The sequence below is a fragment of the Streptomyces sp. genome (assembly GCF_036524955.1).
In the GTDB taxonomy this organism is placed as follows: domain Bacteria; phylum Actinomycetota; class Actinomycetes; order Streptomycetales; family Streptomycetaceae; genus Actinacidiphila.
In genome coordinates this window covers 1-23,598 of sequence record NZ_DATDBG010000057.1, presented here as the reverse complement: position 1 = coordinate 23,598, position 23,598 = coordinate 1, and the positions used below count along the sequence as shown (strand labels likewise).

Annotated in this window: 21 protein-coding genes, 1 pseudogene and 1 riboswitch; of the genes and pseudogenes, 11 read left to right on the top strand and 11 right to left on the bottom strand. The window is 71.9% G+C overall.

Translation table 11 applies throughout. The features are described 5' to 3' along the window. Positions 1–270: 270 nt before the first annotated feature. A complete protein-coding gene (locus VIW71_RS04640; protein ID WP_331620682.1) occupies positions 271–1,719 on the bottom strand; it encodes a sensor histidine kinase in 1,449 nt (482 codons plus the stop codon). 503 nt (positions 1,720–2,222) lie between these two features. After that, the gene (locus VIW71_RS04635) at positions 2,223–3,269 is read right to left on the bottom strand and encodes an SIS domain-containing protein (RefSeq protein WP_331620663.1); all 1,047 of its coding nucleotides are present in this window, start codon (positions 3,267–3,269) and stop codon (positions 2,223–2,225) included. A gap of 177 nt (positions 3,270–3,446) precedes the next feature. Here VIW71_RS04635 and nagB point away from each other — a divergent pair, with 177 nt between their 5' ends. Beyond that, positions 3,447–4,232, top strand: coding sequence for a glucosamine-6-phosphate deaminase (nagB, locus tag VIW71_RS04630; protein ID WP_331620662.1), 786 nt, complete (start codon positions 3,447–3,449; stop codon positions 4,230–4,232). Between the two features lie 220 nt (positions 4,233–4,452). On the opposite strand, the gene VIW71_RS04625 is transcribed toward nagB, so the two are convergent. Both VIW71_RS04625 and VIW71_RS04620 read right to left on the bottom strand, forming a co-directional pair. After that, the gene (locus VIW71_RS04625; RefSeq protein ID WP_331620681.1) at positions 4,453–5,982 is read right to left on the bottom strand and encodes a glycoside hydrolase family 3 protein; all 1,530 of its coding nucleotides are present in this window, start codon (positions 5,980–5,982) and stop codon (positions 4,453–4,455) included. A gap of 17 nt (positions 5,983–5,999) precedes the next feature. After that, positions 6,000–6,158 (bottom strand): annotated as a pseudogene (locus VIW71_RS04620) (carbohydrate ABC transporter permease); the annotation flags it as partial. Between the two features lie 586 nt (positions 6,159–6,744). On the opposite strand from VIW71_RS04620, the gene VIW71_RS04615 reads away from it, so the two are divergent. The 3 genes from VIW71_RS04615 to mctP all read left to right on the top strand — a co-directional run bounded on the left by VIW71_RS04615 (position 6,745) and on the right by mctP (position 9,535). Further along, entirely contained in the window at positions 6,745–7,515 is a 771-nt protein-coding gene (locus tag VIW71_RS04615) for a GntR family transcriptional regulator (protein WP_331620680.1), read from the top strand. A 113-nt stretch (positions 7,516–7,628) separates the two neighbouring features. Beyond that, positions 7,629–7,883 carry a DUF3311 domain-containing protein gene (locus VIW71_RS04610; protein ID WP_331620661.1) on the top strand — a complete coding sequence of 85 codons (255 nt, stop codon included), beginning with the start codon at positions 7,629–7,631 and terminating at the stop codon, positions 7,881–7,883. Further along, positions 7,880–9,535: a monocarboxylate uptake permease MctP gene (mctP, locus tag VIW71_RS04605; RefSeq protein WP_331620660.1), complete on the top strand. Its 1,656-nt coding sequence runs from the start codon at positions 7,880–7,882 to the stop codon at positions 9,533–9,535. The genes VIW71_RS04610 and mctP overlap by 4 nt, the downstream gene beginning before the upstream one ends. Positions 9,536–9,810: 275 nt before the next feature. On the opposite strand, the gene VIW71_RS04600 is transcribed toward mctP, so the two are convergent. Beyond that, positions 9,811–10,035, bottom strand: coding sequence for a hypothetical protein (locus tag VIW71_RS04600; protein WP_331620659.1), 225 nt, complete (start codon positions 10,033–10,035; stop codon positions 9,811–9,813). 164 nt (positions 10,036–10,199) lie between these two features. Further along, positions 10,200–10,295, top strand: a riboswitch (adenosylcobalamin-variant (AdoCbl-variant) riboswitch). Between the two features lie 140 nt (positions 10,296–10,435). On the opposite strand from VIW71_RS04600, the gene VIW71_RS04595 reads away from it, so the two are divergent. Next, positions 10,436–12,949: a ribonucleoside-diphosphate reductase subunit alpha gene (locus tag VIW71_RS04595; RefSeq protein WP_331620658.1), complete on the top strand. Its 2,514-nt coding sequence runs from the start codon at positions 10,436–10,438 to the stop codon at positions 12,947–12,949. Beyond that, positions 12,949–13,995, top strand: a complete 1,047-nt coding sequence (locus VIW71_RS04590) for a ribonucleotide-diphosphate reductase subunit beta (RefSeq protein WP_414720654.1) — start codon at positions 12,949–12,951, stop codon at positions 13,993–13,995. Before VIW71_RS04595 ends, VIW71_RS04590 begins: the two co-directional genes overlap by 1 nt. Before the next feature lie 199 nt (positions 13,996–14,194). Here VIW71_RS04590 and def read toward each other — a convergent pair whose 3' ends face one another. The 4 genes from def to VIW71_RS04570 form a co-directional block, all read right to left on the bottom strand. Next, positions 14,195–14,818, bottom strand: coding sequence for a peptide deformylase (gene def / locus VIW71_RS04585; protein ID WP_331620657.1), 624 nt, complete (start codon positions 14,816–14,818; stop codon positions 14,195–14,197). Positions 14,819–15,025: 207 nt separating this feature from the next. Further along, a complete protein-coding gene (locus VIW71_RS04580) occupies positions 15,026–16,030 on the bottom strand; it encodes a tetratricopeptide repeat protein (RefSeq protein WP_331620656.1) in 1,005 nt (334 codons plus the stop codon). A gap of 380 nt (positions 16,031–16,410) precedes the next feature. Then, on the bottom strand, positions 16,411–16,713 hold the full coding sequence (rsrA, locus tag VIW71_RS04575; RefSeq protein WP_331620655.1) for a mycothiol system anti-sigma-R factor: 303 nt from the start codon (positions 16,711–16,713) through the stop codon (positions 16,411–16,413). Next, the gene (locus VIW71_RS04570; protein ID WP_414720653.1) at positions 16,710–17,375 is read right to left on the bottom strand and encodes a sigma-70 family RNA polymerase sigma factor; all 666 of its coding nucleotides are present in this window, start codon (positions 17,373–17,375) and stop codon (positions 16,710–16,712) included. The genes rsrA and VIW71_RS04570 overlap by 4 nt, the downstream gene beginning before the upstream one ends. A gap of 349 nt (positions 17,376–17,724) precedes the next feature. On the opposite strand from VIW71_RS04570, the gene VIW71_RS04565 reads away from it, so the two are divergent. Then, positions 17,725–18,312, top strand: coding sequence for a helix-turn-helix domain-containing protein (locus tag VIW71_RS04565; protein WP_331620654.1), 588 nt, complete (start codon positions 17,725–17,727; stop codon positions 18,310–18,312). On the opposite strand, the gene VIW71_RS04560 is transcribed toward VIW71_RS04565, so the two are convergent. Both VIW71_RS04560 and VIW71_RS04555 read right to left on the bottom strand, forming a co-directional pair. After that, on the bottom strand, positions 18,251–18,937 hold the full coding sequence (locus tag VIW71_RS04560) for an alpha/beta family hydrolase (RefSeq protein WP_331620653.1): 687 nt from the start codon (positions 18,935–18,937) through the stop codon (positions 18,251–18,253). The two genes, VIW71_RS04565 and VIW71_RS04560, sit on opposite strands and share 62 nt — an antisense overlap. Further along, the gene (locus VIW71_RS04555) at positions 18,934–19,749 is read right to left on the bottom strand and encodes an SOS response-associated peptidase (protein ID WP_331620652.1); all 816 of its coding nucleotides are present in this window, start codon (positions 19,747–19,749) and stop codon (positions 18,934–18,936) included. Before VIW71_RS04555 ends, VIW71_RS04560 begins: the two co-directional genes overlap by 4 nt. A gap of 61 nt (positions 19,750–19,810) precedes the next feature. On the opposite strand from VIW71_RS04555, the gene VIW71_RS04550 reads away from it, so the two are divergent. The 4 genes from VIW71_RS04550 (at position 19,811) to VIW71_RS04535 (ending at position 23,445) form a co-directional block, all read left to right on the top strand. Beyond that, positions 19,811–20,524: a M50 family metallopeptidase gene (locus VIW71_RS04550; RefSeq protein ID WP_331620651.1), complete on the top strand. Its 714-nt coding sequence runs from the start codon at positions 19,811–19,813 to the stop codon at positions 20,522–20,524. Between the two features lie 98 nt (positions 20,525–20,622). Beyond that, positions 20,623–21,957, top strand: coding sequence for a 3-phosphoshikimate 1-carboxyvinyltransferase (gene aroA / locus VIW71_RS04545; protein WP_331620650.1), 1,335 nt, complete (start codon positions 20,623–20,625; stop codon positions 21,955–21,957). A 9-nt stretch (positions 21,958–21,966) separates the two neighbouring features. Then, entirely contained in the window at positions 21,967–22,968 is a 1,002-nt protein-coding gene (gene rsgA, locus VIW71_RS04540; RefSeq protein WP_331620649.1) for a ribosome small subunit-dependent GTPase A, read from the top strand. Positions 22,969–23,121: 153 nt separating this feature from the next. Continuing rightward, the gene (locus tag VIW71_RS04535; RefSeq protein WP_331620648.1) at positions 23,122–23,445 is read left to right on the top strand and encodes a DMT family transporter; all 324 of its coding nucleotides are present in this window, start codon (positions 23,122–23,124) and stop codon (positions 23,443–23,445) included. Positions 23,446–23,598 lie beyond the last annotated feature (153 nt).

Sequence of the window (23,598 nt, the reverse complement as noted above, 5' to 3'; positions counted from 1 at the left end):
CCCGGACACAGTCTTCCCACCGAGCCGCAGCGCGCAGCACCTGCGACACACGCGCAGCACGCAGCATCGCGAGAAGCCCCCGCACCGCACAACGGCACGGGGGCTTCTTGCTTTGCCGCCCTCTCGCCTCCGGCCGCTCAGACCCGGTGCCGACGGTCGACCGTGCTCACTCGCTCGTCCCTCGCTCACTGCGCGCGCTCTCCACTTTCAACACCGGCGCGGCCTTTGGCTCGATGGCTGCGCGGCGAACCCCAAAAGGGAGGTGAAGGGTCAGTTGTCCAGGGGTAGTTCGAGGACCACCCTGGTACCGCCGCCCGGAGCCCGCACCATGTCGAACGCGCCGCCCAACTCCCCCACCACCAGGGTCCGGACGATCTGGAGCCCCAGGTTGCCCGCCTGCTGGGCGTCGAAGCCGTCGGGCAGGCCGCGGCCGTCGTCCTGGACGACGACGGTGATGCGTTCGCGGCCCCGGGTGACGGTGACCTCGACCGTGCCCGTGTCGCCGGGGCCGAAGCCGTGTTCCAGGGCGTTCTGCAGGAGTTCGGTGAGCACCATGGACAGCGGGGTGGCGATCTCGGCGGTGAGGATGCCGAACCGGCCGGCCCGGCGGGTGGTGACCGTGCCCGGGGAGATCTCCGCGACCATGGCGAGCACGCGGTCGGCGATCTCGTCGAACTCGACCCGCTCGTCCAGGGTCTGGGAGAGCGTCTCGTGCACAATGGCGATCGAGCCGACCCGGCGCACCGCTTCGTCCAGCGCCTCGCGGGCACGGGACGACTCCATCCGGCGGGCCTGGAGCCGCAGCAGGGCAGCGACCGTCTGGAGGTTGTTCTTCACCCGGTGGTGGATCTCCCGGATGGTGGCGTCCTTGGTGATCAACTCGCGTTCGCGGCGGCGCAGTTCGGTGACGTCGCGCAGCAGCACCAGCGAGCCGATGTGGGTGCCCTTGGGGCTGAGCGGGATGGCCCGCAGCTGGATGACGCCGTCACCGCCCTCGACCTCGAACTCGCGGGGCGCCCAGCCGCTGGCGAGTTTGACCAGCGCCTCGTCGACCGGGCCGCGCACCGGGGCGAGTTCCGCGGTGGCCTTGCCCAGGTGGTGGCCGACCAGGTCGGCGGCCAGGCCCAGGCGGTGGTAGGCGGACAGGGCGTTGGGGCTGGCGTACTGGACCACGCCGTCGGCGTCCAGCCGGATCAGCCCGTCGCCGGCCCGCGGTGAGGCGTCCATGTCGACCTGCTCGGCCGGGAACGGGAAGGCGCCGACCGCGATCATCTGGGCCAGGTCGGAGGCGCTCTGGAGGTAGGTGAGTTCCAGGCGGCTCGGGGTACGGACGGTGAGCAGGTTGGTGTTGCGGGCGATCACGCCGAGCACCCGGCCGGCCCGCCGTACCGGGATGGACTCGACCCGGACCGGCACCTCCTCGCGCCATTCGGGATCGCCCTCCCGTACGATCCGGCCCTCGTCGAGCGCGGCGTCGAGCATCGGGCGCCGGCCGCGGGGAACCAAATGGCCCACCATGTCGTCCTGGTAGGAGGTGGGGCCGGTGTTGGGCCGCATCTGGGCGACGGAGACGTACCGGGTGCCGTCCCGCGTCGGGACCCACAGCACGAGGTCGGCGAAGGAGAGATCGGAGAGCAGCTGCCACTCCGAGACGAGCAGGTGCAGCCATTCGAGGTCGGTGTCGTCGAGGGCCGTGTGCTCGCGGACGAGATCGTTCATGGAGGGCACGCCTGCGAGCGTACCGCCAGAGCCGGCCAGGACCAGGACGAGGAGCCGGTGTTTGGGCGGGGGCGCCACCGGGAATCCCCGTACGGATTCCGTGACAACCCATGGACACGGATCAGTGGTCTAGTCCACAATGCACGGCATGACTTCCGCACTCCCCGCACAGGAGAGCGGATGAGGCACGGCGTTCTCTGCCCTGACTACGCCGCCGCCTCACTGGTCGGCCCTAGCGGGCCGGAGGGGGCCGCACACCCCGCCGGTCACGGCGCCGACGGCGACTCCGGGCTGCGGTGCCGGAGAGGTTGAGGGTCCTCTCCCGGCACCGCGGCCCGAAGTCCTTTTTTGCCGCCCTCTCGCCTCCGGGCGCGGATGGACACCGCGGCTCGACGGCCACACGGCGAACCGTTCCTCCGCTTGCGGCCACGCGGCCGTCGCGTGGGTGCCGTGGGGGCCGCCCGGGCGCCGTCAGCGGGTCCCGGGCGCCTTCACCAGAGCCGTCAGCGGGTCCCGGTCTCCTTCGCCATCGCCCGCGGCGCGTCCGGGTCCTGGCCGCGGGCGATGGTCACCTCGTACGCCAGCTTCTGGAGCGGCAGAATCTCCAGCACCGGTTGAAGGGCCTCCGGCACCGCACCGGTGGGCAGCGCGAAGCCGTGCGCGACCGCGGCCACCTGGCGCGAGGGCCCGACGACGACCAGGTCGGCGCCCCGGCCGCGCAGGCGGTCGAGCACGGGCTGGAGAGCCTGGCCGCCCTGCCCCTCCGTGACGATCGCGATGACCGGCGAGATGTTGTCCACCATCGCCAGCGGGCCGTGCAGCAGATCGGCCCCGGAGTAGGCGAGCGCCGGGATGTGACTCGTCTCCATCAGCTTCAGCGCCGCCTCCTTCGCCGTGGGGTAGCCGAACCCCCGCGCGGTGATCACCATCCGCTCGGCGAACCGGTACCGGCCGGCCAGGTGCCGCACCTCCTCGCCGCGGCTCAGCACCCCCTCCGCCAGTTCCGGCAGGACCCGCGCGGCGGAGCCGTCCCTGTCCCGCAGCCCCTGCACCAGCAGGTAGAGGCAGAGCAGTTCCGCGGTGTACGTCTTGGTCGCCGGCAGCGCCTTCTCCGGTCCCGCCAGCAGGTCGATGTGGAACTGCGCGACCTCCGCGAGCGGCGAGTCCGGGTTGTTGGTGACGGCCAGCGTGAGGGCCCCCGCCTCCCCCGCGGCCTTCGTGGTGGCCGCCAACTCCGGTGACCCGCCGGACTGGCTGACCGTGATCAGCAGGACGTCGTCGAGGTGCGGCTTCGCACCGTACGCCGTGGTGGTGGACATCGAGGTCAGCCCGCACGGCAGCCCCAGCTCCACCTCGATCAGGTACTTCGCGTAGAGCGCTGCGTGGTCGGAGGTGCCCCGCGCGCTGAGCAGCACGAAGCGCGGGCGCCGGGCCGCGATCCGCCGCGCGGTCTCGCGGATCCGGGGCGCGCCCTCGGACAGGATGCGGTGCAGCACCTGCGGCTGTTCGGCCATCTCCCCGAACATGATCCAGCCCGGCTGGCCTCTCATCGGCGCCGACATCGTCACCGCCTCCTCCGGCCACGCCCGACGCCCACCAGTCGACCACAGGAGACCCCCAGCCGCAGGACCGGTACCACCACTCTGCTAAATTGGTCTATACCACTTTTCGGTTCGTGCACATTCAGGATCACTCAACGGTCCGCACCCCAGAACGGCAGGCCCAGCGTGGAAGTTGTCATCGTCCCGGACGCCGCGGCAGGCGGCGAACTCATCGCGGAGGCCGTCGCCGCACTCCTGCGCCGCACACCCGACGCCCTGCTGGGCGTGGCCACCGGCTCCACCCCGCTGCCCGTCTACCAGGCCCTGGCGGCGAAGGTCCGTTCCGGCGCGGTGGACGTCTCCCGCGCACGGGTCTGCCAGCTCGACGAGTACGTGGGGCTGCCCGCCGGGCACCCGGAGTCCTACCGTTCCGTCGTCCTGCGCGAGGTCGTCGCCCCCCTCGGCCTCTCCCCCGACGCCTTCCTCGGCCCGGACGGCACCGGCGAGGACGTCCTCGCCGCATGCGAGGCCTACGAGGCCGCGCTCGCCGCGGCCGGCGGGGTCGACCTCCAGCTCCTCGGCATCGGCACGGACGGTCACATCGGCTTCAACGAGCCCTGCTCCTCCCTCGCCTCCCGCACCCGCATCAAGACCCTCACCGAGCAGACCCGCGTCGACAACGCCCGCTTCTTCGGCGGGGACATCGAGGCGGTGCCGCACCATGTCATCACCCAGGGCATCGGCACCATCCTCGACGCCCGCCACCTCGTCCTCCTCGCCACCGGCGAGGGCAAGGCGGAGGCCGTCGCCCGGACCGTCGAAGGCCCCGTCGCCGCGATCGTCCCGGCGTCCGCCCTCCAGCTCCACCCGCACGCCACGGTCGTGGTGGACGAGGCCGCCGCCTCCGGACTCGAACTGGCCCCCTACTTCCGCGCCACCCGCGCGGCCAAGCCGTCCTGGCAGGGGCTGTAGCGAGGGGGTTCGGGGTGCGTCCCGCAGAGGCACGCGGAACTGCGCGACCAGTTACGGCGGCGCGGCCCGGGGGACCACGGCGCCGGACGACGCGGGCCGGCCCGCCGGGATCGGCACCACCATCGGGGGCGGCCACGCCACCTTCCCGGGCGTCGTGGGCACGGCGCCGGACGACGCGGGCTGATCCGGCCGGGATCCGCCGGGATCCGCCGGACAGGCCTCAGCGCGCCGTCGCGATCGCCTCCGCCGCGGCCTCGCCGCACACCCGCGCGGCGCCGTGGGTCGCGATGTGGAGGGCGCCGGACGGGGGTGCCTGGGGGACGCCCATTTCGACGACCACCGTGTCCGGGCGGGCGGCGAGCAGGGCGGAGAGGGCGGCGGCCATCCAGTCGTGGCGGTGGACGTCGCGGACCACGGCCACGACGCGCCGCGGGCCGGCCGCCGCGAGCAGCGCTTCCGTCTCGGCCGCGCGGTAGGTGTGCGTGACCGTCCCCGGGAAGAGGCGGGCCAGTTCCGCGGCCACGCCCCAGGGGGTGCCGTCGCCGACCGCGATGTTCGCCATGGGGGTGAACGCGGCGACGTAGGGCGGCTCGGTGAGCGGGACGAAGGCGTCCGTGCGGGTGACGCGCAGGGCCCGGCGGGCCGCTTCGAGGCCGACCTCGGCGCTGGGGGCGATGGTCTCGGCCGCGCCGGACCGGGCGAGCGTCCAGGCGGCGAGGGACCGTACCCGGGCAGCGGCGTCGGCGAGGCGGGCGGCCGGCAGGGAGCCGTCGCGTACCGCGGCGACGATGGCGTCCCGCAGGACGACGACGGTGTGCTCGTCCGCGAGACCGCCGCCGACGCAGATCGCGTCGGCGCCCGCGGCCAGCGCCATGACGGTGCCGCGCTCGATCCCGTACGTCGCCGCGATCGCCCGCATCTCGATGCCGTCGGTGACGATGAGGCCGTCGTAGCCGAGGCCGCCCGCGGAGCGCGGGGCGCGCAGCAGCCCGGTCAGCACCGACGGGGACAGGGTGGCGGGCCGTTCGGGGTCGAGAGAGGGCACCAGGATGTGCGCGGTCATCACCACCTTGCTGCCGGCCGCGAGCGCGGCCTTGAAGGGGACCAGCTCGCGGGTGCGCAGGGTGGTCAGGTCCACGTCGATCCGGGGCAGCGCGTGGTGGGAGTCGGTGGCGGTGTCGCCGTGCCCCGGGAAGTGCTTGACGCACGCGGCGACGCCGGCCGACTGCAGGCCCTCCACATAGGCGGCGGTGTTACGGGCCACCAGCTCCGGGTCCGCGCCGAAGGACCGCACCCCGATGACGGGGTTGCCCGGGTCGGAGTTGACGTCGGCGGAGGGCGCCCAGTTGAGATTGACCCCGCACGCGGCGAGCCGCCGGCCGAGTTCGGCGGCGACCGCACGGGTCAGCTTGAGGTCGTCCACCGCGCCGAGGGCGAGGTTCCCGGGGAAGGAGGAGCCGCCGCGCGCCTCCAGCCGGGTGACGTCACCGCCCTCCTCGTCGGCGGCGACCAGCACGTCCGGCCGTACCTTGCGGAACTGCGCGGTGAGCGCGGCCAGCTGGGCGGGCGATTCGATGTTGCGGGCGAACAGGGCGACCGCGCCCAGCCCCTCCGCGAGCTGCCGCAGCAGCCACTCGGGTGCGGTCGTACCGGTGAAGCCCGGCTGGAGGACGGTGAGCGCGTCGCGGGTGACGGGGGTACCTCCCGAGCCACCGGGCCCAGAGGGAGTGTCCGCGGGCAGGTCAGGCATGTCGCTGGACATGACGGTCATCCCTTCACCGCTCCGGCCGTCAGACCGGAGGCAACCTTGCGCTGGACGAAGAGGAAGAAGATCACCACGGGGAGCGCGATCAGAATCGAGCCCGCCATGAGAGCGCCGTAGTCGGTCCCGCGCTGCGTGGTGAAGTTCAGCAGCCACACGCTCATGACCAGGACCGCCGGGTTCTTCTCACTGGTGCAGTCGGCGATGAACTCCTTGGCCGGGTCCTGGACCTTGGACCTGGCCACCACCGCGAGGTCGGAGCCGCCGATGAAGGACGGTAACGCCTTGCCGTTGGGGCCGGGCGTGCCGGCCGTCCTGATGACGTCCTTGAGCCCGGCGTTGCCGGTCGGCGGGGTGATGACGCTGCCCGCCTCCCACCTGTTGCCGTAGAGCAGGCCGGCCTTCTCGTGCGCCATGACGTGCGCCTCACGTCACCCTCCTCAAGGATGTGCCCGAAACTCCCCCCACCGCCCGAAATGACGGCTGCAACGGAGCACGCCTCAGCAGCGTTCTGCCCGTGGGTCTGGGGCTGCCGTTAATGGTTTAGACCAACACCGGGAGCTTGGCCTGGACCTTTGAGGGTGTCAAGGGTGCGCAAGAGCCCGCGTCGCGGCTGTTACCGGACCGACACCCGGCAGGACCCGGGCGCGTACCGCCTCCTTGCGCCGGAGCGGCCCATGCCACCATGTGAGCCGCGATGACACGGAGGAGCCGGTGACGGCAGCGCGACACCAGTCGGGAGTGGACGTCATGGAAAGCGACGCGGGCACGGCGACGGAGACCACGGGGAACGGCACCGCGGGCCGCACCGCCCGCGTGCCCAAGTACTACCGGCTCAAGCGCCACCTGCTGGACATCACCCGGACCATGCCCCCCGGCACCCCGGTCCCCCCGGAACGCACCCTGGCCATCGAGTTCGACACCTCCCGCACCACCGTCCGGCAGGCGCTGCAGGAACTCGTCGTCGAGGGACGCCTCGAACGCATCCAGGGCAAGGGCACCTTCGTCGCCAAGCCCAAGGTCTCCCAGGCGCTCCAACTCACCTCGTACACCGAGGACATGCGCGCCCAGGGCCTCGAACCCACCTCGCAGCTCCTGGACATCGGCTACATCACCGCCGACGACCGGCTCGCCGGACTGCTCGACATGAAGGCCGGCGGCCGGGTGCTGCGCATCGAGCGGCTGCGGCTCGCCAACGGCGAACCGATGGCCATCGAGACCACCCACCTGTCCGCCAAGCGCTTCCCGGCGCTGCGCCGCAGCCTCGCCAAGCACAGCTCGCTCTACACCGCCCTGGCCGAGGTCTACGACGTGCGCCTCGCCGAGGCCGAGGAGACGATCGAAACGTCGCTGGCCACGCCGCGCGAGGCCGGACTGCTCGGCACCGACGTGGGCCTGCCCATGCTGATGCTCTCCCGGCACTCCATCGACACCACCGGCGAGCCGGTGGAGTGGGTGCGGTCGGTGTACCGCGGCGACCGGTACAAGTTCGTGGCCCGGCTGAGCCGCCCCAGAGGGTGACACACCTGACCGCTTGGGCCGATCGGCCTACGCACACGTAGTGACGGCCGTCCCCGCCATCCCCTAGATTCACGCGCGCAACAGACGTAGCTCTAGGGGACGGAGCAGTACGTATGTCCGAAGATCAGCCGGCGAAGACGCCGGTCATCACCCCCCGGCGGGCACTCGCCGGGATCTGCCTGGTCATTCCGTTCGTCGCCCTGCTGTGGGTCGACTCCTACTCCCGCCTCACACCCGAGTTCATCGGGATCCCGTTCTTCTACTGGTACCAGCTCGCCTGGGTGCCGGTGGGCGCCGCGCTGACGTACGCCGCGTACGTCCTGGTACGGGCCGAGGAGCGCGCCCGTAAGGAAGGTGGGGCCCGATGAAGGACGGCGTCAACGGCGTCGCCCTCGGCGTCTTCGTCTTCTTCTTCCTCGTCGTCACGGTGATGGGCTTCCTCGCCGCGCGCTGGCGGCGCGCGGAGAACGCGCTGCACCTGGACGAATGGGGCCTGGGCGGAAGGAGTTTCGGGCCCTGGGTCACCTGGTTCCTGCTCGGCGGCGACATCTACACCGCGTACACCTTCGTCGCCGTGCCGGCCGTGATCTACGGCGCGGGCGCGGCGGGCTTCTTCGCGGTCCCGTACACGGTCATCGTCTACCCGCTGGTCTTCCTCTTCCTGCCGCGCCTGTGGTCGGTCTCGCACAAGCACGGCTACGTGACCTCGTCGGACTTCGTCCGCGGGCGGTTCGGCTCCAGGAGCCTGTCGGTGGCGGTCGCGCTCACCGGCATCCTCGCCACCATGCCGTACATCGCCCTCCAACTGGTCGGCATCCAGGCCGTCCTGGACGTGCTGGGCATAGGCGGCAGCGACTCGACCAACTGGTTCGTCAAGGACCTGCCGCTGCTCATCGCCTTCGGCGTGCTGGCCGCGTACACGTACTCCTCCGGTCTGCGGGCGCCCGCGCTGATCGCCTTCGTCAAGGACGCGCTGATCTACATCGTCATCGTGGTGGCGATCATCTACATCCCGTACAAGCTGGGCGGGTTCGACGACGTGTTCGGCAAGGCCGACGCCGCGTACCAGGCCACCAGTCCCAGCACCGGCAAGCCGCGCGGCTCACTGGTCCCGGCGCCGCAGGCCCAATGGGCGTACGCCACGCTCGCGATGGGCTCGGCGCTGGCGCTCTTCCTCTATCCGCACTCGGTGACGGCCGTGCTGTCCAGCCGGAGCCGCAACACGATCCGCCGCAACACCACCGTGCTGCCGCTGTACTCCCTGATGCTCGGTCTGCTGGCGATGCTCGGCTTCATGGCCATCGCCGACGGCGTCGGCAAGGGCGTCAAGGGCTACAACGCGCAGCTGGCCATCCCGCAGCTCTTCGAGAACATGTTCCCGTCCTGGTTCGCCGGGGTGGCCTTCGCGGCGATCGGCATCGGCGCGCTGGTTCCCGCCGCGATCATGTCCATCGCGGCGGCGAACCTGTTCACCCGCAACATCTACAAGGACCTGATCAAACCGGACGCCACGCCCGCGCAGGAGACCGCGGTCTCCAAGGTGGTGTCGCTGCTGGTGAAGGTCGGCGCGCTGGCCTTCGTCCTGACCATGGACAAGACGGTGGCGATCAACTTCCAGCTCCTGGGCGGCATCTGGATCGTGCAGACCCTCCCGGCCATCGTCGGCGGCCTGTTCACCCGCTGGTTCCACCGCTGGGCGCTGCTGGCCGGCTGGGCGGCGGGCATGGCGTACGGGACCTGGAAGGCGTACGAGCAGTCCAGCCCCACGCAGGCGCACTTCGGCGGGAACGCGGACATCATCCCGGGCATCGGCGAGAAGGGCTACATCGGCCTGACCGCCTTCGTGCTCAACATCGGTGTCGTGGTGGTGCTCACCGTCGTCCTCAAGGCGCTGCGGGCGCCGGCGGGCGTCGACGAGACCGCGCGGGACGACTACGTTGCCGAGGCCGCCGAGCCGGCGCGGCCGCCCACCGAGGAGCCGGGCGTGTCCCCGGGCCTCCCGGAACCGGCCGGGGCGTAGCTCTTCCCGCACCCCGGGGGCATGCTCTTCCGCACCCGGGGTGCGGGTCCGCGGCCCGGAGCCGGGGCTTTCCGCAGCACGGCGTCAGACGGTGATCCTGCCCCCGGCCGCGGAAGGCGCGGCGGTACGCCTGCGGCGTCGGCCGGTCCAGCGGTCGACGTGGCTTCGGGCTCTCGGGCACTCGTCGGTGGTCGCCGCTCGCACCAACTCGGCTGACTTCTCCGGTAAGCCGCGGTGCCCTGTTATCCCGACACGCATACTGCCGCCTCCTTTCGTCACAGGTATACGCCGTGCAGCTTCTCAGCGAAGTCACGCACGGTCTTGGGCGGCGTGCTGGAGGAGTACGAGCGCCGGAAAATCCGTGCCCGGTCCACGACACGACCAGACCGGTACCGCAACCCCGCCTCGACGGCCTGACCTGCGAGCACGTATCCGGCTTCCAGCCGACCGCCGGTACGTGCCCTGTGCGGGGACAGCTGACGGCTGTCCCCGCGGGTCACCTCGGCTCCCTTGCGAGCGGGCCGCCCGACCAGGCCGCGGCACGCAGGCGGACCGGCGCCCGAGTGTGCTGCGCCAACCGTCGCCTCGGCAGCCCGAGAGAGAAGGTCGACACAAGATATGGGGGCGCCGCACCCTGTAGCCACAACATGTATGCTCAAGCTCGCTACCGCAGGGGAAGCCGGTGGAAATCCGGCGCTGCCCCGCAACGGTGAGCGGGTGCGTTTCGGCGTGCCCGCGCAGCCCGATCGCCTGCCGGTAGGGCGTTCGCCGCGTGCGAGCGCAGTTGTCCGGGCCTCGCGGATTGGGCCGGCGGACGCGGTCCGGTATGCCCGCACGCATCGCCGTACCCTGCCCGCTTCCCTCGCGCGGCCACCGCCGCTACGAGGGAGAGCATCACCCGTGACCATCGCGCCCGCAGCCCCCGCTCCGGTTCAAGCAGCCGATTCAGCCGAAACATCCGAGGCAGCCGAACCCGAGAGCACCGCCGGAGCCGCACTCCTGCGTCACCTGGTCGCCCTCACCGCCGACCTCCCCGACACCGATCCAGGCCGGGTGGCCGCCGCCGCGCTGCGCGGCCGCAGCGCCGGGGCCGACGCCGCGGAACTGCGGGCCCTGGCCACCGAGTCCGCAGCCGGGCTGATCTCCGAGGACCCGGCGTACTCCCGGCTGGCGGCCCGACTGCTGACCCGTACGGTCGCCGACGAGGCGGCGGGCCAGGGCGCCGTGTCGTTCTCGGCGTCGATCGCGGTCGGCCACCGCGAGGGTCTGATCGCCGACCGTACGGCCGCCTTCGCGTCGCTGCACGCGGCCCGGCTGGACGCACTGGTCGAGCAGGCACTGGCCGACGGCGCAGACGACCGGTTCGGGTACTTCGGACTGCGGACCCTCTACAGCCGCTATCTGCTGCGGCACCCGCTCACCCGGCAGGTGATCGAGACCCCGCAGCACTTCATGCTGCGGGTCGCCACCGGGCTGGCCGGAGACGCTCCCCCTGAGCCTGGCGGCTCCAGAGGTACCCCCGCGCCGCAGGCCGTGGACGAAGTGGCCGCCCTGTACCGGCTGATGAGCGCGCTGGAATACCTGCCCAGCTCCCCCACCCTGTTCAACTCCGGGACCCGGCACCCCCAGATGTCCTCGTGCTACCTGCTGGACTCCCCGCTGGACGAGCTGGACTCGATCTACCAGCGCTATCAGCAGGTGGCGCGGCTGTCGAAGCACGCGGGCGGCATCGGCCTGTCGTACTCCCGGATCCGCTCCCGCGGCTCGCTGATCCGCGGCACCAACGGGCATTCCAACGGCATCGTGCCGTTCCTGAAGACCCTCGACGCCTCGGTGGCCGCGGTCAACCAGGGCGGCCGGCGCAAGGGCGCCGCCGCGGTCTACCTGGAGACCTGGCACTCCGACATCGAGGAGTTCCTGCAACTGCGCGACAACACCGGTGAGGACGCCCGGCGCACCCACAACCTCAACCTCGCGCACTGGGTCCCCGACGAGTTCATGCGCCGCGTCGAGGCCGACGCCCAGTGGTCGCTCTTCTCGCCGTCCGACGTGCCGGAACTGGTCGACCTGTGGGGGGACGGCTTCGACGCCGCGTACCGGGCGGCGGAGGCGGCCGGTCTGGCGCAGCGCACCATCCCGGCGCGCGAGTTGTACGGCCGGATGATGCGTACCCTCGCGCAGACCGGCAACGGCTGGATGACCTTCAAGGACGCCGCGAACCGTACGGCCAACCAGACCGCCGGGCCGGGCCGTACCGTGCACTCCTCCAACCTGTGCACGGAGATCCTGGAGGTCACCGACGACTCCGAGACCGCGGTGTGCAACCTCGGCTCGGTCAACCTCGGCGCCTTCGTCGTCCCGGACGCTCCGGAAACAGCGGACGCACCGGAAACGCCCGGCGCCCCGTACGACGGCGCCATCGACTGGGAGCGCCTGGACGCGACCGTCCGCACCGCCGTGACCTTCCTCGACCGGGTGGTGGACATCAACTACTACCCCACCGAGGAGGCGGGCCGGTCCAACGCCACGTGGCGCCCGGTGGGCCTGGGCGTGATGGGCCTCCAGGACGTGTTCTTCCGGCTGCGGCTGCCCTTCGACTCGCCCGAGGCGAAGGAGCTCTCCACCCGGATCGCGGAGCGGATCATGCTGGCCGCGTACGAGGCCTCGTGCGACCTGGCCGAGGTGAACGGCCCGCTGCCCGCCTGGGACCGGACCCGCACCGCCGCGGGCGTACTGCACCCCGACCACTACGGCGTCGCGTTCCACTGGCCGCAGCGGTGGGCCGCGCTGCGCGAACGGGTCGCCGCCACCGGCATGCGCAACGCGCTGCTCCTGGCCATCGCCCCGACCGCGACCATCGCGTCGATCGCGGGCGCGTACGAGTGCATCGAGCCGCAGGTCTCCAACCTCTTCAAGCGCGAGACGCTGTCCGGGGAGTTCCTGCAGGTCAACTCGTATCTGGTGGCGGACCTGAAGCGGCTCGGTGTGTGGGACGCGACCTCGCGGGAGGCGCTGCGGGACGCGAACGGCTCGGTACAGGGCTTCGGCTGGATCCCGGCGGAGGTGCGCGAGCTGTACCGCACGGCCTGGGAGATCCCGCAGCGCGCCCTGATCGACATGGCGGCGGCCCGTACGCCCTTCCTCGACCAGAGCCAGTCGCTCAACCTCTTCCTGGAGACGCCGACCATCGGCAAGCTCAGCTCGATGTACGCCTACGCCTGGAAGCGGGGCCTGAAGACCACGTACTACCTGCGCTCCCGGCCCGCCACCCGGATCGCCCGCGCGGCCCAGGCCCAGGCCGTGGCCCACGTCCCGGCCGACTCCGCCCCCGCCCTCCCCGTACCGGTGACCGCCGGCCCCGACGCGGTCGCCTGCTCCCTGGAAAACCCCGAGTCCTGCGAGGCCTGCCAGTAATGACGTCCCCTGCCCCCGCCCCCGCCGTGGAAAAGAACGCGGTGGACAAGAACCTGCTCGACCCGGGCTTCGAACTCACCCTGCGCCCGATGCGCTACCCCGACTTCTACGAGCGCTACCGCGACGCCATCAAGAACACCTGGACCGTCGAGGAGGTGGACCTGCACTCCGACCTCGCCGACCTGGCCCGGCTCACCCCCGCCGAGCAGCACCTGATCGGCCGCCTGGTCGCCTTCTTCGCCACCGGCGACTCCATCGTCGCCAACAACCTGGTGCTCACCCTCTACCGGCACATCAACTCCCCCGAGGCGCGCCTGTACCTGAGCCGCCAGCTCTTCGAGGAGGCCGTCCACGTCCAGTTCTATCTGACCCTGCTCGACACCTACCTCCCCGACCCCGACGACCGGGCGGCCGCCTTCTCCGCGGTCGAGAACATCCCCTCCATCCGTGAGAAGGCCCAGTTCTGCTTCCGCTGGATGGACTCGGTGGAAACCGTCGACCGTCTCACCTCCCGTGAGCACCGCCGGCGCTTCCTGCTCAACCTCGTCTGCTTCGCCGCCTGCATCGAGGGCCTGTTCTTCTACGGCGCCTTCGCCTACGTCTACTGGTTCCGCTCGCGCGGGCTGCTGCACGGCCTGGCCACCGGCACGAACTGGGTGTTCCGCGACGAGACCATGCACATGAGCTTCGCGTTCGACGTGGTGGACACCGTACGCAAGGAGGAGCCGGAGCTGTTCGACGACGAGCTGCGTCAGCAGGTCACCGACATGCTGCGGGAGGCGGTCGAGGCGGAGTTGCAGTTCGGGCGGGACCTGTGCGGGGACGGGCTGCCCGGGATGAACACCGAGTCGATGCGCGACTATCTGGAGTGCGTCGCCGACCAGCGGCTCGTACGGCTCGGCTTCCCGCCGGTGTACGGCTCGCAGAACCCCTTCTCCTTCATGGAGTTGCAGGGCGTGCAGGAGCTCACCAACTTCTTCGAGCGCCGGCCGTCCGCGTACCAGGTCGCCGTGAAGGGCTCGGTGGCCCTGGACGAGGACTTCTGAGTCGTCCGAGTCCGTCCCGGGCCGCTTCGTTTGCCGCTGTCTCGCCTCCGCTCGTTGGACCCGGTGTCCGGCGGTCCCGCCGGACGAAGCCCGGGCGAGGTCGACCGTGCTCGATCGCTCGTTCCTCACGATCAGCGCGCGCCCTCCCTTTCGGCACCGGCGCGGCCTTTGGCTCGACAGCCACCCGGGACGGGCTCGCTCAGTCGTTGGGAACCGTCTCGAAATTCGGCGTGGCCTCGGCCATCTGGCGCAGGACGTCCCTGCGGTCGCGCTTGGAGAGGCGGTCGATGTAGAGGCGCCCGTAGAGGTGGTCGGTCTCGTGCTGGAGGCAGCGGGCGAAGTAGCCGGTGCCGTGGACCCGGACGGGGTTGCCGTCGGCGTCCTGGCCACGGACCACTGCGTAGTCGGGGCGGGCGAGTTCCATGTAGGCGCCGGGCACGGACAGGCAGCCCTCGTTGGAGTCGTCCAACCGCCGCTGGTCCGCGGGCAGTTCCTCCAGCACCGGGTTGCACACCACGCCGACGTGCCGGACGCCGTCGTCGTCCGGGCAGTCGTAGACGAAGACCTTGAGGTCGACGCCGATCTGGTTGGCGGCCAGGCCCACGCCCTCGGCGGCGCGCTGGCTGGCGAACATGTCGTTGATCAGCGCGGCCAGCCCGGCGTCGAAGGTGGTGACGTCCTCGCACTCCCGGTGCAGCACCGGGTTGCCGACCACGGTGATCGGGCGGACGGTGCCGCGCTCGCGGTACGCCTGCTCGCGCGCCTCGGCGTCCGTGACGTCGTCGTAGAACTCGTGGCCTTGCTCGGTCTGCTGCTGGGACATCTGCGCCGTACGCCTTCCGGGAACGTAAATGATCCTTCCCAGGGTACGGGCCGAGGCAAGAGGGCAAGCCGCGGCGAGTGAGCCAAAGGGCGCGCCGGTGCCGAAAGGGAGAACGCGCGCAGATCCCGAGGCACCAGGGACCGAGCACGATCGACCGTCGACACCGGACCCAGCGCCCGGAGGCGAACCGAGCCAACAAAGGGCCGTTCAGCAGACCTCTTCCAGGTCCCGCCAGTCGCGTGTGTCCGGGCTGTCGGCCACCCAGCCGTCCAGCAGGCCGCGGACCAGGGGGGCGGGGGCCGCGATCCCGCACTCGCGCTCCGGGGACCAGTGCGGGCCCTCGCTGCCGTGGCTGAGATGGCTGAGGTGGCCGGGGTGCCCGGGTTCGCCCTGGTCGTGCGGGTCGCGGGTGGCCAGCGAGCCGTCGTCGGTGGGCATCCGGCTCTCCGAGCAGCTGCGGCAGAGCAACCGTACCGAGGAGGACCAGTCCTCGGCCGCGTAACCGGCCTCGGCGGCCAGCCGCTCCAGCGCGTCCCGGTCGGCCTCGGTGTCGGCCTCCAGCAGTACCAGCCAGGTGGGGACCGGGGACGGCGCCCACAGCTCGATCTCGTCGAAGACCGGGTAGACCGCGCCGCCCGAGGTGTCGGGGGTGGCCCGCTCGCCGTGCGGGACGCCGTCGTGCAGTACGACCTCGCCCCAGCGGCGGCCGGAGGACGGCAGCGGGATGGAGAGCACCTCTGTCCGGGCCGGGTCGAGCCGGCGGCCCCACACCACCTCGGCCTCGCCCTCGGGGGACAGCCGTACCGCGGCGCTGCCCAGCGGCAGCCGGGCGGACTCCTCGCCGATCCGGCCCGCGGTGCCGGCGGGCATGCGCAGGCCGTACGCCTGCCAGGCGCGGCGGGCCAGCGGCCAGTCCTGGAGCGCGGTGGCGGCGATGCCCAGGTTCCACCAGTCGGGGGCGCCGACCGGGCGGTCCAGCAGCGCGACGGCGCGCAGCCCGGCGATCCGGGCCTGCGTCCAGTCGTGCCGGAACTTGTGCAGCAGGGCGAGGTTGTACCAGGACTCCGACAGCCACGGCTCCAGGTCGGCGGCGCGCGTGAGCAGTGCGCCCGCGTCCTCGTAGCGGCCGTCGTCGATCAGCGAGAACGCCCGGTCGGTGGCCTGGCGCCAGGTGGGCGACGGCCGGTGCCGCACTCTTCCGAAGATCTTCAACGTCGTTACCCGCCTGCCCGCTCAGCCGACCACTGCCAGGACGTCGCCTTCCCGCACCCCGAACACGTCCCCCCATACGACACCAACCTTGCACATTCTGTCTGTTGTCTCAGCCCGGTTGTCCACAGCCCCGATCCCCCTGTCCGGAACCGGATCCTCCGGCCGAGTCGCGCGGTCCTCACCGGACCTCCTTGCCATCCCCACGGGCATCCAACCATGCCCAGGTGGGAGGTGTGCCAACGGGCGCGGCCCGAACCGTCCCGGTGCCGTTTCGGACTCGGGAGGACAGGGCCGCGCCCGTCTACGTGGCAGGGGGGCGTCGGCGCTCACCCGCACGGGTGACACGCGGAAGCGTCGGGCAGACGCGTGACGCGGGAGCGTCAGGCCGAGGGGGCCTCGGTGAAGGCGTCCAGCTCGGGCACCGCCTGGCCGGACCTGATCATCTCGATCCGCATCAGCACCTTGGACCGCAGGTCCGTGGGGACGTCGTCCGACCCGCAGCAGCGTTTGACCAGATTCTTCACGGCCTGTTCGAGCCCGTACTTCTCCAGGCAGGGATGGCACTCCTCGAAGTGCTCCTTGAACTTCGCGCAGGAATCGGCGGACATCTCGTTGTCGAGATACTCGTAGAGGTGGTCGAGCACCTCTGAGCAGTCCGTCTCGTGCGGGTGGCCGCAACTCATGACTCCGCGCCCTTCTCGTCTCCCGCGCCCGCCGGTACGAGCCCGCGGTCGCGGGCGTAGTCCTCGAGCAGTTCGCGCAACTGCCGGCGCCCACGGTGCAGCCGGGACATCACCGTGCCGATGGGCGTACCCATGATGTCCGCGATCTCCTTGTACGCAAAGCCCTCCACGTCGGCGAGATAGACCGCGATGCGGAACTCCTCCGGTATGGCCTGCAGGGCTTCCTTCACGTCGGAGTCGGGCAGGTGGTCCAGAGCCTGCGCCTCCGCCGACCGCAGTCCGGTGGACATGTGCGACTCGGCGCGGGCCAGCTGCCAGTCCTCGATCTCCTCCGAGCCGCTGCGCAGCGGCTCGCGCTGCTTCTTGCGGTAGGAGTTGATGAAGCTGTTGGTCAGAATGCGGTAGAGCCAGGCTTTCAGGTTGGTGCCCTCTCGGAACTGGTGGAAGGACGCGTACGCCTTCGCGTACGTCTCCTGCACCAGGTCCTCCGCGTCGGCCGGATTGCGGGTCATCCGCAGCGCGGCCGAGTACATCTGGTCGAGGTAGCCCAGGGCATCCCGCTCGAAGCGCCCGCTGCGCTCAGCGTCGCTCTCCTGTGCCGCCTGACCGGACGCACCCGCGGTATCCGCCGTGCTGTCGTCGGTGCCGGTGACCGGACCCACCTCCTCAGAAACGCCAGCGAGTCCCAAAGCGGACACGCTCGTCTGGGAGGATATTGCACCGTTGACGGACGTGCGGGATCCGCCTTTGCGCTCGGCCTTCGAGGGCCACTCGGACCAGTTCACGTAGGGCGCGGCCACCGCCTGCCGCGCGGCCGTCCGCGCTGCGGTGGCCTCCGCGTCCGGTCGGCATGCGGCTGAAACCATGCGGCTTGCCTCTCTCACCATGCGTCGTCACTGCGCTTACGTGTTGCACACCGCACAACACCGCCACCGCTGTCGTCATTCCCCGGGACGAGACGTGTCCGCGATTTCGGCAAGAGGCATGTGCCAGGCTGGCAAAATGGGACACATGAGCGAGCTGAGCGCGGACGTGCGGCGGACCCTGGCGGAGGTGGGTCCGCGGCTGCGGGCGGCGCGGCTGGAGCGCGGGGTGACGCTGGCGGCGCTCTCGGCGGTGACCGGGATCTCGGTGAGCACGCTGTCCCGCCTGGAGTCCGGGCAGCGCAAGGCCTCCCTGGAGCTGCTGCTGCCGCTGGCCCGCGCCCACCGGATGCCGCTGGACGAGCTGGTCGGCGCCCCCGAGGTGGGCGATCCGCGGGTGCGGGCGGTGCCGCGCCGCCTGGCCCGGATGACGGTGATCCCGCTCACCGGCCGGCCGGGGGCCCTGCAGGCGTACAAGTTGATCATCGACCCGTCGCCGCCGCCCGCCGAGCAGCGCGCCCACGAGGGCTACGAGTGGCTGTACGTGCTCTCCGGCCGCCTGCGGCTGCTGCTCGGGGAACGGGACCTGGAGCTGCGCGCGGGAGAGGCGGCGGAGTTCGACACCCGGCTGCCGCACTGGTTCGGCCCGGCCGGGCCGGAGCCGGTGGAGGTGCTCAGCCTCTTCGGCCGCCAGGGCGAGCGGATGCATGTCCGAGCCCGGCCAGCCAGTCGGTGACCGCGCCGGTCAGCAGCGCCAGCGCCGCCTCCTGGGTGAGGTCCGCCCGCTTGGGCACCGCGAAGCCGTGGTCGCCGTGGGGCACCTCCACCGGCTCGTGTCCCTCGGGGAACTCCCCGGGCCGCCCGAACGGGTCGTTGCCGCCCTGCACGGTGAGCAGCGGGCAGGCCGCCGCGCCCTCGACCAGCTCCTGCGCGCGGGACTTCTCCGGCTTGCCCGGCGGGTGCAGCGGGAAGGCCAGCGCCACGATCGCGGCGGCGCCGAGTCGCCCCGCGGTACGGCAGGCGACCCGCGCCCCGGCGCTGCGTCCGCCCGCCACCACCGGCAGCCCCGGCCCGGCCAGCGCCGGCCACAGCCCGGTCCACCCGGCGTCCAGCGTCTTCGGCGCCGGCCCGAGCTTCCTGCCCGCCACCCGCCACGGCTGCTCGACCAGCGCCACGGTCACCCCGCGGGCGGGCAGCGCGGCGGCCAGGGCCACCAGGTCGCGGGCCTGGACGCCGCCGCCGGCGCCGTGCCCGAGGGCGAGCACGCTGCGGGGCGTGCCGGTGGCGTGGTGCCAGGTGATCCGGGCGTCGCCGGCCGGAGTGGCGACGAGCTCCTCCCGCGGGTCGTTCCGGTGCGTCAAAACAGCGTCTCCTCCTCCGGTGCCGGAAGCGGCTCCACCAGCTCCGGACCGTTGTTCTGCACGCTGCTGACGGCCGTGCCGACCGGGAAGGCCCGCATCAGGCCCTCCGGCGGGGCGCCCAGCAGCTCCTGCAGCGCGTCGGGGTGCGTGGTGGCCGGGGTGAGCCAGGTGTCCCAGCGGTCCGGCGTCATCATCAGCGGCATCCGCGGGTGGATGTCGGCCAGCGAGCGCGGGCCGTGGCCCTCGTACCCGGCCAGCGCGCCGGTCTCGGCGGCGGTGGTGAGCACCGAGCAGGTGACCCACCACGCCCGCGGGTGGTCGTCGGGCAGGGTGGGGTCGCGCCAGAACTCGTACAGCCCCGCCATCGCCATCACCGAGCCGTCGGCCGGCGTGACGAAGTACGGCTGCTTGCGGGTCCGCTTCCTCCTGCCCTGCTCCTCCAGCTTCCGCTCCTCGGCGGCGGTCATCCACTCGTAGTAGCCGTCTGCGGGTATCAGGCAGCGCCGGGCGGTCAGTGCCCGGCGGAAGGACGGCTTCTCGAGGGCGGTCTCGGCGCGCGCGTTGATCAGCCGGGCCCCGCCCTCGGGGGTCTTCGCCCACGACGGCACCAGGCCCCAGCGCAGCACCCGCAACTGCCGGACCGGCTCGGTGGAACCGGAGTCCCGCACCGGGCGGTCCAGTACGGCGTACACGTCTTTCGTCGGGGCGACGTTCCAATCGGGGGCGATGGTCTCGGTGGGGTCCCACTGGCGGACCTCGAAGAGATCCGCGAGATCCTCTGGTTTCCGGCTCGCCGCATATCGACCGCACATAGCTGCCACACTGCCACGACCGTGACCCCGCAGGGCAAGGACCGTAAGGAATGAGCGCCAGATGAACGTCGCGAGCATCACCGAGATGTGGGACCGGCTGACCGGCACGCAGCCCGACCCGTCGCGCTGGCTGGTCGGGGTGACGGCGCTGCTCGCGCTGGGGGCGGTCCTGGTGGGGGACGTGTGGCGGATCACCCGGAACGCGGTGACCATCGCGCACGAGGGCGGGCACGGTCTGGTCGCACTGGTCACCGGACGGCGCCTGGACGGCATACGGCTGCACTCCGACACCTCGGGCCTGACCGTCTCGCGCGGCAAGCCGCACGGTCTGGGCATGGTGCTGACCGCCGCCGCGGGCTACACCGCGCCACCGCTGCTGGGGCTGGCCGGCGCCGCGCTGCTCGCCGCCGGGCACATCACCGCGCTGCTGTGGGGCGCCACCGCACTGCTTCTGGTCATGCTGGTGATGATCCGCAACGCCTACGGCGCCGTCACGGTGGTGCTCACCGGTGCGCTGTTCCTGCTGGTGTCGTGGCTGACCAAGGCCGAGGTACAGGCCGCGTTCGCCTACCTGGTGGTGTGGTTCCTGCTGGTCGGAGGCGCGCGGCCGGTCGCCGAGCTGCAGCGCGGCCGCCGCCGGGACCGCAGCGGCGCCTCCGATGCCGACCAGCTCGGACGGCTCACGCACACCCCGGCGGCGCTGTGGCTGCTGCTCTTCTACACGGTCGCGCTGTGTTGCCTGGTCGGCGGGGCGCGGTGGCTGCTGCCCGGGTGAGTGGGGAGTGGCCGGGAGTAGCAGCGTCCTGTTTCCAGTAGGTTTCGCCGGATTCGCCGTCTCATCTCCTTGTACCCGAGCCACTACGCTTGGGCCCCATGAGCGACAGCACCGCGCAGATCGACCTGTGGCCGGCCCCGACCGCGTCCGGTGCCGTGGACGCGACCGTCACGGTGCCCGGCTCGAAGTCGGTGACCAACCGCGCCCTGGTGCTCGCCGCCCACTCCACCGAGCCCGGCTGGGTACGCCGCCCGCTGCGCAGCCGGGACACCGTGCTCATGGCCGACGCGCTGCGCACGATGGGCGTGCAGATCGACGAGACGGTCAATCCCGACGGCGGCGAGGCCTGGCGGATCATCCCGGCCGGGCTGCACGGCCCGGCCACCGTCGACGTGGGCAACGCGGGGACGGTGATGCGCTTCCTGCCGCCGGTGGCCGCGCTCGCCGACGGCGTGGTGCGCTTCGAGGGCGACGCGCGGGCGTACGAGCGCCCGCTGCACGGCGTGATCGACGCGCTGCGGGTACTCGGTGCCCGGGTCGACGACGAGGGCCGCGGTTCACTGCCGCTGACCGTGCACGGCGCCGGGTCGCTGGCCGGCGGCAGCGTGGACGTGGACGCCTCGTCCTCCTCGCAGTTCGTCAGCGCGCTGCTGCTGTCCGGGCCGCGCTTCAACAAAGGCCTGGAACTGCGGCACACCGGGCGGACGCTCCCCTCGGTGCCGCACATCCGGATGACCGTGGACATGCTGCGGATAGCGGGAGCCAAGGTGGACGCGCCGCAGGACGGCGGCGCCCGCAACGTGTGGCGGGTCGCGCCCAGCGCGCTGCTCGGCCGCGATCTGACGGTGGAGCCCGACCTGTCCAACGCGGCGCCCTTTCTGGCCGCCGCGCTGGTCACCGGCGGCCGGGTCACCGTTCCCGGCTGGCCGCGCCGTACGACCCAGCCGGGCGACGCGCTGCGCGGTATCTTCACCCGGATGGGTGGAACGTACGAGCTGGGCGAGCGCGGCCTGACCTTCTCGGGGACGGGGACGGTCCGCGGCCTCACCGCCGACCTGCGCGAGGTCGGCGAGCTGACCCCGGTGATCGCCGCGGTCGCGGCGCTGGCCGACGGCCCGAGCGAACTGTCCGGGATCGCCCATCTGCGACTGCACGAGACCGACCGGCTGGCCGCGCTGGCCAAGGAGATCAACGTGCTCGGCGGTGAGGTCACCGAGACCGAGGACGGCCTGCGCATCCGCCCCCGGCGGCTGCACGGCGGTGTCTTCCACACCTACGAGGACCACCGGCTGGCCACCGCGGCGGCCGTCCTCGGCCTGGTGGTGGACGGCGTCGAGGTGGAGAACGTGGCGACGACCGCCAAGACGCTTCCCGACTTCCCCGACCTGTGGACCGCGATGCTGGCCGGCGCGACCCCGGCGGGGCGGGGCTGACGGCCTGCCATGCGTCGCTACGGCAAGAACCCGGACGAGGACGACATCCGTACCCGTCCCAACCCCAAGGGCAACCGGCCGCGCACCAGCATCCGCCCCAAGCACGAGGACGCCGCCGAGGGCACGGTGCTCACCGTGGACCGCGGCCGGCTGACCGTACTTGTCGGCGACCGCGAGGTCACCGCGATGAAGGCCCGCGAGCTGGGCCGCAAGTCCGCGGTGGTCGGCGACCGGGTGGCGGTGGTCGGCGACCTGTCGGGCGCCAAGGACACGCTGGCGCGGATCGTACGGGTCGAGGAGCGGTCCTCGGTGCTGCGCCGCACGGCCGACGACACCGACCCGTACGAGCGGGTCGTGGTCGCCAACGCCGACCAGTTGGCCATCGTCACCGCGCTCGCCGACCCCGAGCCGCGACCGCGGATGATCGACCGCTGCCTGGTCGCGGCGTACGACGCCGGGCTCGATCCGCTGCTGGTGCTCACCAAGTCCGACCTGGCGCCCGCGAAGCCGCTGCTGGAGACATACGGCACGTTGGATCTGGCGTACGTGGTGACCAGCCAGGAGGACTTCCTGACCGGCGGGGTGGAGCAGATCCGCGAGCGGCTGGCCGGGCGGGTCACCGCGTTCGTCGGGCACAGCGGCGTCGGCAAGACCACGCTGGTGAACGCGCTGGTCAAGCGGCAGCGCAGCACCGGCGTGGTGAACGCGGTGACCGGCCGCGGCCGGCACACCACCACCTCGGCGCTGGCGCTGCCGCTGCCCGATGACGCGGGCTGGGTGATCGACACTCCGGGCGTACGCTCCTTCGGCCTCGCCCACATCGATCCGTCGCGGGTGATCCACGCCTTCCCCGACCTGGAGCCGGGCACCGAGGGGTGCCCGCGGGCGTGTTCGCACGACGAACCGGACTGCGCGCTGGACGCGTGGGTCGCCGCCGGTCACGCCGAGCCCGCCCGGCTGGACTCGCTGCGGCGGCTGCTGGCCACGCGGGAGCGGCGCGAGGGCGACTGAGAGCCCGTTCCCGCCGTTCTCGGCACCGGATGCCGACTCCCGGCTCCGTTTCCGGCCATGCTGTGTGATGATCGACAGCGCACAAACGCACAGTGCGGCGTGTTCGGCGCGCGGCGCGGCGGACACGGAACAGCGGGAACGACGGAGGAACTGATGGCCTGGCTGCTGGTGGTGGTCGCCGGTCTCTTCGAGACCGGGTTCGCCGTCTGCCTCAAGCTCTCGCACGGCTTCACCCGGCTCTGGCCGACCGTCGCCTTCTGTGTCTTCGCCCTCGGCTCCTTCGGCCTGCTCACCCTGTCGCTGAAGAAACTCGACGTCGGGCCGGCGTACGCGGTCTGGACCGGCATCGGCGCGGCGGGCACCGCGATCTACGGCATGGCGTTCCTCGGTGACATCGTGTCAGTGCTGAAGATCGTGTCGATCACGCTGGTCATCGTGGGCGTGGTCGGGTTGCAGATCTCCGGTTCCGCGCACTGAACCCGCGGGTGATGCCTCGCCATCCCGCGGACCACGCCGGCCGGGCCGCGGACGCGTCGCGCCGGGCGCGGGCACGCGGCCTCGTCGCCGGCGGCCGGGGCGATCACGCGAGAGGGCGTGCGCCCGGACACTGTGGCCTGGGCCTCGGGGGCC

Excerpts from the sequence above, each read along its gene's own strand:
- VIW71_RS04640 (WP_331620682.1), bottom strand. The coding sequence starts at position 1,719 with ATGAACGATCTCGTCCGCGAGCACACGGCCCTCGACGACACCGACCTC.
- VIW71_RS04635 (WP_331620663.1), bottom strand. The coding sequence starts at position 3,269 with ATGAGAGGCCAGCCGGGCTGGATCATGTTCGGGGAGATGGCCGAACAG.
- VIW71_RS04625 (WP_331620681.1), bottom strand. The coding sequence starts at position 5,982 with ATGCCTGACCTGCCCGCGGACACTCCCTCTGGGCCCGGTGGCTCGGGA.
- VIW71_RS04615 (WP_331620680.1), top strand. The coding sequence starts at position 6,745 with ATGGAAAGCGACGCGGGCACGGCGACGGAGACCACGGGGAACGGCACC.
- VIW71_RS04610 (WP_331620661.1), top strand. The coding sequence starts at position 7,629 with ATGTCCGAAGATCAGCCGGCGAAGACGCCGGTCATCACCCCCCGGCGG.
- mctP (WP_331620660.1), top strand. The coding sequence starts at position 7,880 with ATGAAGGACGGCGTCAACGGCGTCGCCCTCGGCGTCTTCGTCTTCTTC.
- VIW71_RS04590 (WP_414720654.1), top strand. The coding sequence starts at position 12,949 with ATGACGTCCCCTGCCCCCGCCCCCGCCGTGGAAAAGAACGCGGTGGAC.
- def (WP_331620657.1), bottom strand. The coding sequence starts at position 14,818 with ATGTCCCAGCAGCAGACCGAGCAAGGCCACGAGTTCTACGACGACGTC.
- rsrA (WP_331620655.1), bottom strand. The coding sequence starts at position 16,713 with ATGAGTTGCGGCCACCCGCACGAGACGGACTGCTCAGAGGTGCTCGAC.
- VIW71_RS04565 (WP_331620654.1), top strand. The coding sequence starts at position 17,725 with ATGAGCGAGCTGAGCGCGGACGTGCGGCGGACCCTGGCGGAGGTGGGT.
- VIW71_RS04555 (WP_331620652.1), bottom strand. The coding sequence starts at position 19,749 with ATGTGCGGTCGATATGCGGCGAGCCGGAAACCAGAGGATCTCGCGGAT.
- VIW71_RS04550 (WP_331620651.1), top strand. The coding sequence starts at position 19,811 with ATGAACGTCGCGAGCATCACCGAGATGTGGGACCGGCTGACCGGCACG.
- aroA (WP_331620650.1), top strand. The coding sequence starts at position 20,623 with ATGAGCGACAGCACCGCGCAGATCGACCTGTGGCCGGCCCCGACCGCG.
- rsgA (WP_331620649.1), top strand. The coding sequence starts at position 21,967 with ATGCGTCGCTACGGCAAGAACCCGGACGAGGACGACATCCGTACCCGT.
- VIW71_RS04535 (WP_331620648.1), top strand. The coding sequence starts at position 23,122 with ATGGCCTGGCTGCTGGTGGTGGTCGCCGGTCTCTTCGAGACCGGGTTC.